Annotated in this window: 6 protein-coding genes; 4 read left to right on the plus strand and 2 right to left on the minus strand. The window is 68.0% G+C overall.

The features are described from left to right. Positions 1 to 6 precede the first annotated feature (6 nt). Entirely contained in the window at positions 7 to 1,122 is a 1,116-nt protein-coding gene (trpD, locus tag ACSEEN_RS19545; RefSeq protein WP_371308640.1) for an anthranilate phosphoribosyltransferase, read from the minus strand. After that, positions 1,119 to 1,535, minus strand: coding sequence for a hypothetical protein (locus ACSEEN_RS19550; protein ID WP_247864071.1), 417 nt, complete (start codon positions 1,533 to 1,535; stop codon positions 1,119 to 1,121). The genes trpD and ACSEEN_RS19550 overlap by 4 nt, the downstream gene beginning before the upstream one ends. A 217-nt stretch (positions 1,536 to 1,752) precedes the next feature. Here ACSEEN_RS19550 and ctaE point away from each other — a divergent pair, with 217 nt between their 5' ends. Genes ctaE through qcrB form a run of 4 tightly spaced genes read left to right on the plus strand, consistent with a single transcriptional unit; the run spans position 1,753 to position 6,100 of the window. Then, on the plus strand, positions 1,753 to 2,364 hold the full coding sequence (ctaE, locus tag ACSEEN_RS19555) for an aa3-type cytochrome oxidase subunit III (protein WP_247864072.1): 612 nt from the start codon (positions 1,753 to 1,755) through the stop codon (positions 2,362 to 2,364). 48 nt (positions 2,365 to 2,412) lie between these two features. Next, entirely contained in the window at positions 2,413 to 3,345 is a 933-nt protein-coding gene (gene qcrC, locus ACSEEN_RS19560) for a cytochrome bc1 complex diheme cytochrome c subunit (protein WP_440714070.1), read from the plus strand. After that, on the plus strand, positions 3,342 to 4,484 hold the full coding sequence (gene qcrA, locus ACSEEN_RS19565; protein WP_247864074.1) for a cytochrome bc1 complex Rieske iron-sulfur subunit: 1,143 nt from the start codon (positions 3,342 to 3,344) through the stop codon (positions 4,482 to 4,484). Before qcrC ends, qcrA begins: the two co-directional genes overlap by 4 nt. After that, positions 4,481 to 6,100 (plus strand): cytochrome bc1 complex cytochrome b subunit, encoded by a 1,620-nt coding sequence (gene qcrB, locus ACSEEN_RS19570; RefSeq protein WP_247864075.1) that lies wholly within the window; start codon positions 4,481 to 4,483, stop codon positions 6,098 to 6,100. The genes qcrA and qcrB overlap by 4 nt, the downstream gene beginning before the upstream one ends. Positions 6,101 to 6,840: the final 740 nt, after the last annotated feature.

Here is a 6,840-nt window from a genome sequence, read left to right on the forward strand (position 1 = left end):
GGAGAGCTACCCGGCCAGCGCGGTACTGAGCTCGGCCCAGCGCGCCAGCCGGTCGGCCGCCGCCCCGGAGTCGAGCACCTCGTCGATCCGGGCGAGGGCGTCGCGCACGGCCGCGGTCAGCTCGCCCTCGCCGAACAGCCGCTCCTGCTCGAAGGCGACCAACGTGGCCGCGGCGTTCAGCGACACCGCGTCACGCACCGGTCCGCGTGCCCCGGCGAACAGATCCCGGGCGATCCCCGCGTTCACCTGAGCGTCGCCGCCCTGCAGCGCCGACAGCTCCACCAGCTCCAGACCGAGGTCGCGGGGATCGAGCGTGTGCCGGGCCACCTCGCCGCCGACCACCTGCCACACCGTCGACGTCGTGGTCGTGGTCAGCTCGTCGAGGCCGTCGTCACCGCGCACCACCAGCACCCGGTTGCCGCGCTCGGCGAAGGTCTGCGCCAGCGCGGGAGCCAGATCGGTGAACGCGCAGCCGATCAGCCCGGCCTCCGGCGACGCCGGATTGGTCAGCGGGCCGAGGACGTTGAACACCGTCGGGATGCCGATCTCCTTGCGCGGCGGGCCGGCGAACCGGAACGCCGGGTGAAAGACCGGGGCGAAGCAGAAGCCGATCCCCACCTCGTGCAGACAGCGCTGCACCGCTTCGGGGCCGAGGGAGATCGCGACGCCGAGCGCTTCCAGCACATCGGCGCCGCCGCTCTTGGACGACGCCGCGCGGTTGCCGTGCTTCACCACCGGCACCCCCGCCGCGGCGACCACGACCGAGGTCATCGTCGAGATGTTCACCGTGTGCGAGCGGTCGCCGCCGGTGCCGACGATGTCGACCGCCGGCCCGCCCGGGTCCACCCGATTGGCCATCTCGAGCATGGTGGCGGCGAGGCCGCGCAGTTCCGACGGGGCGGCGCCCTTCATCTTCACGCCCACCCCGAACGCCGCGATCTGTGCTCCGGTCGCCGCGTCCGACATGATCTCGCGCATCGCCCAGCCGGCTTCGCCCACCGTCAGGTCGTGGCCGTCGGTCACCTTGCCGAGGATCTGCGGCCAGGTGAGCGACTCCGGCGACGGCGCGGACGAGGACAGCGGAGCGAAGGTGTTCACCCCGACAGGATAAACAGTGTTCATCGCCCCGGATCCGCGACGTCGAGCACCGCCCACCCGCCGACCGTGCCGCCCACCCGCGCCGCGATGGAACTCAGCAGCGACCGCTCCTGCGAGACCCGCCGGGCGTCGATCGGCTGGACGCGGGCCAGCGCCACCGCGACCAGCCCGGCCGGCGCCGGCGGATCGGAGGCGAGGGCGGGTGCCGGCACGTAATCCTCCGACGCGCACCGTTCGATGACGCCGGGCACCTGCGCCGCGGGCAGAAAGACCAGCAGCCGCAACAGACGTTCCGCGGGATCGATCAGTCCCGCCGCGGCCAGCACCGTCGAGGACGCCGCGGTCTCGTCATGCGATTCCGCGATCACCACCGCCCGCGTCAGCTCTTCGGACACATCCCGGGGCGCGTCCGCGCGCCGCATGAACCACCTGCGCATGTCCGTCTCCTCACCCTTGCCGTGTTCTTCAGGACTCTCTCAGCCCCGCCGGGCACGATAGCTGGTGGCGCCCGCACCCGATCTTCGCCCCGAAGACCCCGCCGGACACGCCCGGCGGCCCCGACCGCACCGCCCGCGACCTGCGATGGGACAACTATTTTCGGCGAATTTGGGACCCGGGTGGGCATCTCTTACTACGACCCGTCATACTTCTCATGTGACTAGCGCCGTGGGTACCCAAGGAACCTCCATCACCTCGCGTGTGCATTCGCTGAACCGTCCGAACATGGTCAGCGTCGGCACCATCGTGTGGTTGTCGAGCGAGTTGATGTTCTTCGCCGGACTCTTCGCGATGTATCTCGTCGCGCGAGCCAATGCCAGAGCGGACTGGCCGCAGCCTCCGGCCCACCTGAACCTGGCGCTCGCGATCCCGGTCACCATCGTCCTGGTCGCGAGTTCGGTCACCTGCCAGCTCGGCGTGTTCGCCGCGGAGCGCGGCGACGTCTTCGGCCTGCGCCGCTGGTACACGCTCACCTTCCTGATGGGCGCGTTCTTCATCGCCGGCCAGTCGTACGAGTACTACACCCTGATCAACGAGGGCGTCACCCTCTCGTCGTCGGCCTTCGGCTCGGTCTTCTTCATGGCGACCGGCTTCCACGGACTGCACGTGATCGGCGGTCTCGTCGCCTTCATTTTGCTGCTGGTCCGCACCCGCCTGTCGAAGTTCACTCCGGCACAGGCCACCGCGGCGATCGTCGTGTCGTATTACTGGCACTTCGTCGACGTGGTCTGGATCGTCCTGTTCGTCCTCATCTACTTCGTGCAGTAGCCCGCGCACACCGAAGTAGCAGTCCAATCGCTTAGTAGAGAGTCACCGATGAGATCATCTCCACCGAGTTCGTCCGAGCCGAACGGCGACGACCGGACCGAGAGCGCGACCGCCGGAACCGCGAAGACCGATGCGCGTCGCGCCAAGTCGCGCCGCAAGCTCCGTCGTCGCGCAGGCGCCACCGCCTTCCTGCTGTTCGGCCTGATCGCGACCGGCCTGCTGGCCGGTCTCCTCACGCCCAAGCCGCAGGTCGCCACGGCCGACAGCAACAACGCCGTGCTGGTCGAGCAGGGCAAGCAGCTGTACGAGACCTCGTGCGTGACGTGTCACGGCAAGAACCTCGAGGGCGTGCCGGATCGCGGTCCGTCGCTCCTCGGTGTCGGCGACGCCGCCGTCTACTTCCAGGTCTCGACCGGCCGCATGCCCGCCGCCCGCGGCGAGGCGCAGGTCGCCCGCAAGACCGAGAAGTTCACGCAGGCGCAGATCGATCAGCTCGGCGCCTACATCCAGGCGATGGGCGGCGGCCCGAGCGTGCTCTACGAGTACAAGGACGGCAAGCCGGTCACCGACCCCAAGACCGGGCTGCCGAAGCTCGCGATGGAGTCGATCAGCCAGAACCGCGACCTGGGCCGCGGCTCGGAGCTGTTCCGCCTCAACTGCGCGTCGTGCCACAACTTCACCGGCCGCGGCGGTGCCCTCTCCGGTGGTAAGTACGCCCCGCCGCTGACGAACGTCAACGAGCAGCAGCTCTACACGGCCATGCTCACCGGCCCGCAGAACATGCCGAAGTTCTCCAACCGGCAGCTGTCGCAGGAAGAGAAGAAGGACATCATCGGCTTCATCCGCTACGCGGACTCCTCGAACCCGATCGGCGGCTTCGGCCTCGGCGGCTTCGGCCCCGTCTCCGAAGGCGTGGTCATGTGGGTCATCGGCGTGGTCGGGATCGTTGTCGGTGCGATGTGGATTGGATCACGAAATTGAGCGCAACGAGTAACGACGTCCCATCGGACGACCAGCTCGCCGCGATGAGCCGCGACGAGAAGGTCCAGCTCGGCACCAACCTCGACGGCGTCGAGATCATCTACCGCGAACCGCGCTTCCCGGTGCCCGGCACCAAGGCCGAGAAGCGGTCCGAACGCATCGTCGCCTTCTGGTTCGTCGTGTCGGGCATCTTCGCCCTGGCCGGTTTCGCATTCTTCGTGTGGAACCACTGGGAATTCACCATGCCCGACCACCCGAACTACTGGTGGTACACCTTCTACACGCCGGCTCTGGGCGTCTGCTTCGGCCTGTCGATCCTGAGCTTCGGCTTCGGCGTCGTGCAGCTGACCAAGCGCTTCATTCCGGCCGAGATCTCGGTGCAGGAGCGGCACGACGGTCCGTCGGCCGAGGCCGACCGGCAGACGATCGTCGCCGAGCTCGACGACACCCTGGACACCTCCACCCTCCCCCGCCGCAAGATGATCCTCGGATCGGCGGCGTTCGGCCTCGGTGCGCTCGCCTTCGCGGGCGGTATCGCCGCGATCGGCGGCTTCATCAAGAACCCGTGGGCGGACAAGAAGGACGACCTGTGGCAGACCGGCTGGTCGCCGATCCACAACGTCAGCAAGAACGAGACCGTCTTCCTGCGCCGCGACACCGGTAACCCGTACCAGGTCGCCCTGGTGCGGCCGGAGGATCTGGACGCCGGCGCGATGGAGACCGTCTTCCCGTGGCGCGTCTCCGACGGCTACGGCGACACCGAGGAGTCCCGTCACAAGCTGCTGGAAGGGCTGCGCGCGGTGCGCAACCCCGTGATGCTGATCCGCCTGCGCCCCGACGCGAAGGTGATCAAGCGCCGCGGCCAGGAGAGCTTCAACTACGGCGACTACTACGCCTACACCAAGGTCTGCAGCCACCTCGGCTGCCCGACGTCGCTGTACGAGCAGCAGACCAACCGCATTCTCTGCCCGTGCCACCAGTCGCAGTTCAATGCCCTGGAGTACGCCAAGCCCGTCTTCGGACCGGCCGCGCGCGCCCTGGCTCAGCTGCCGATCACGGTGAACAATCAGGGGTACATGGTCGCCGCAGGCGACTTCATCGAGCCCGTCGGACCGGCATTCTGGGAGCGTAAGTCATGACGATCGCCGACCGCCTCGCCACGCAGGCAGACGAGGCCGACCAGCGGTACCGCATGGCCGCGGGTATGCGCCGCCAGATCAACAAGGTGTTCCCCACCCATTGGTCGTTCCTGCTGGGTGAGCTCGCGCTGTACAGCTTCATCATCCTGCTGCTGTCCGGTGTCTACCTCACCCTGTTCTTCGATCCGTCGATGGCACACGTGATCTACGACGGCGCCTACACGCCACTCAAGGGCGTCACCATGAGCCGCGCATACGAGACCACCCTGAACCTCTCGTTCGAGGTCCGCGGCGGCCTGTTCGTCCGGCAGATCCACCACTGGGCGGCCCTGCTGTTCGCGGCGTCGATCATCGTGCACATGTGCCGTATCTTCTTCACCGGCGCTTTCCGCAAGCCGCGCGAGGCCAACTGGGTGATCGGCTGCTTCCTGCTGCTGCTGGCGATGTTCGAGGGCTTCTTCGGCTACTCGCTGCCCGACGATCTGCTGTCCGGCACCGGTGTCCGCGCCGCCATGAGCGGTATCGTGCTGAGCATCCCGCTGATCGGCACCTGGATCCAGTTCGCCCTGTTCAACGGCGACTTCCCGGGCGAGATCATCATTCCGCGCATGTACGTGCTGCACGTGCTGATCTTCCCGGCCATCATCCTGGCTCTGATCGGCGCGCACCTGGCACTGGTCTGGTATCAGAAACACACCCAGTTCCCCGGCCCCGGCCGCACCGAGAACAACGTCGTCGGCGTCCGGATCCTCCCGGTCTTCGCGGCCAAGGGCGGCGCCTTCATGGCGATCACCACCGGTGCTCTGGCGCTGATGGCCGGCATCTTCCAGATCAACGCGGTCTGGCAGATCGGCCCGTACAACCCGGCACAGGTGTCCGCCGGCTCGCAGCCCGACATCTACATGATGTGGACGGACGGCTTCGCCCGCCTCATGCCGCCGTGGGAGATCTACTGGGGCCACTACACCATCCCCGCCATCTTCTGGGTGGTCGTGGTGATCGGCATCATCTTCGCTCTGCTCTTCAGCTACCCGTGGATCGAGAAGGCCCTGACCGGCGACGACGTCCACCACAACCTGCTGCAGCGGCCGCGTGACGCTCCGGTCCGCACGGCCATCGGCGCGATGGCATTGGCGTTCTACATCATCCTCACGGTGAGCTGCATGAACGACATCATCGCGCTGAAGTTCCACATCTCGCTGAACGCGACCACGTGGATGGGCCGCATCGGTCTGCTGGTGGTTCCGCCGATCGTGTACTTCGTGACCTACCGCTGGGCCATCTCGCTGCAGCGCAGCGACCGCGACGTCCTCGCCCACGGCATCGAGACGGGCATCATCCGTCGCGAGCCGGCCGGTGAGTACATCGAGATCCACCAGCCGCTGGGCCCGGTGGACGATCACGGTCACCCGATCCCGCTCCCCTACGAGGGTGCGGCGCTGCCGAAGCGGATGAACAAGCTCGGCTTCGCCGGCCAGACCGGCTCGGGCGCCCTGCTCGCCGCCGACCCGGCCGAGGAGCAGGCGGAGAACGTGAAGGCCGCTCACGAGCAGCACGAAGCCGAGAAGGAGGCTCTCCTGGAGCTTCAGTCTCGCGGCGGTACTCCCTTCAAGTAGCCGCATACCGCACGACACGACGAAGGCCGCCTCGCTGATCGCGAGGTGGCCTTCGTCGTTCCTGGTCGTGTCGTCGTCGTGTCGTCGCGGCGTGCGCACTCCCGGTCGCTCCGCCCCTCCCCTCCCCCACCCGGCGGCCGCGTACGCACGCGCGGCCGAGGGCAGGTCGGGCAGGGACGCGCTGGCGTACTTGGACGGTGCGGGCGTATCTGGACGCTGCTGTTCAGGTATCGCCAGCGCGATCCGAATCTGGCTGAATGATCCCCGTCGGACTCATGCGGCGGCGATGCCTCGATCCGGCCCCTGCCCGCTGTCGCGGCGGCGCACTCCTCGTCGACTCCGACTCCGGAACCCGTCACGACCCCCCCTCGCGGCCGCAATGGGGGCCGAACGCTCTCGTACCGGTGCGGGGGCGACGCGGACTTCCCGCGGGGGTCCCGCGCGGCGCAGCGCGCTGAATCGCGCCGCCTATCGAGGGCGGTGCGAACTCTCGGGACGGTCGGCGCTCGCCTCCGGTGCGGGTTCCGTCGACGACGCCGGCGTATGCGGACCACGCTGGCGTATCTGGACGCCGCGGTTCAGGTATCGCCCGCACGATCCACGTCCGGCGGGATGTCGACGACGCGTGAATACTGACCCCCAGACGACGGGTGAAAGTTGACCCCCCTCGTCATTCTGGAGGGATGATTTCAGTGGAAGACTGGGCCGAGATCCGTCGGCTGCACAAGGCGGAGGGGTTG

Origin of the sequence: Gordonia marina (genome assembly GCF_052036135.1) — a bacterium.
Classification (GTDB): Bacteria; Actinomycetota; Actinomycetes; order Mycobacteriales; family Mycobacteriaceae; genus Gordonia.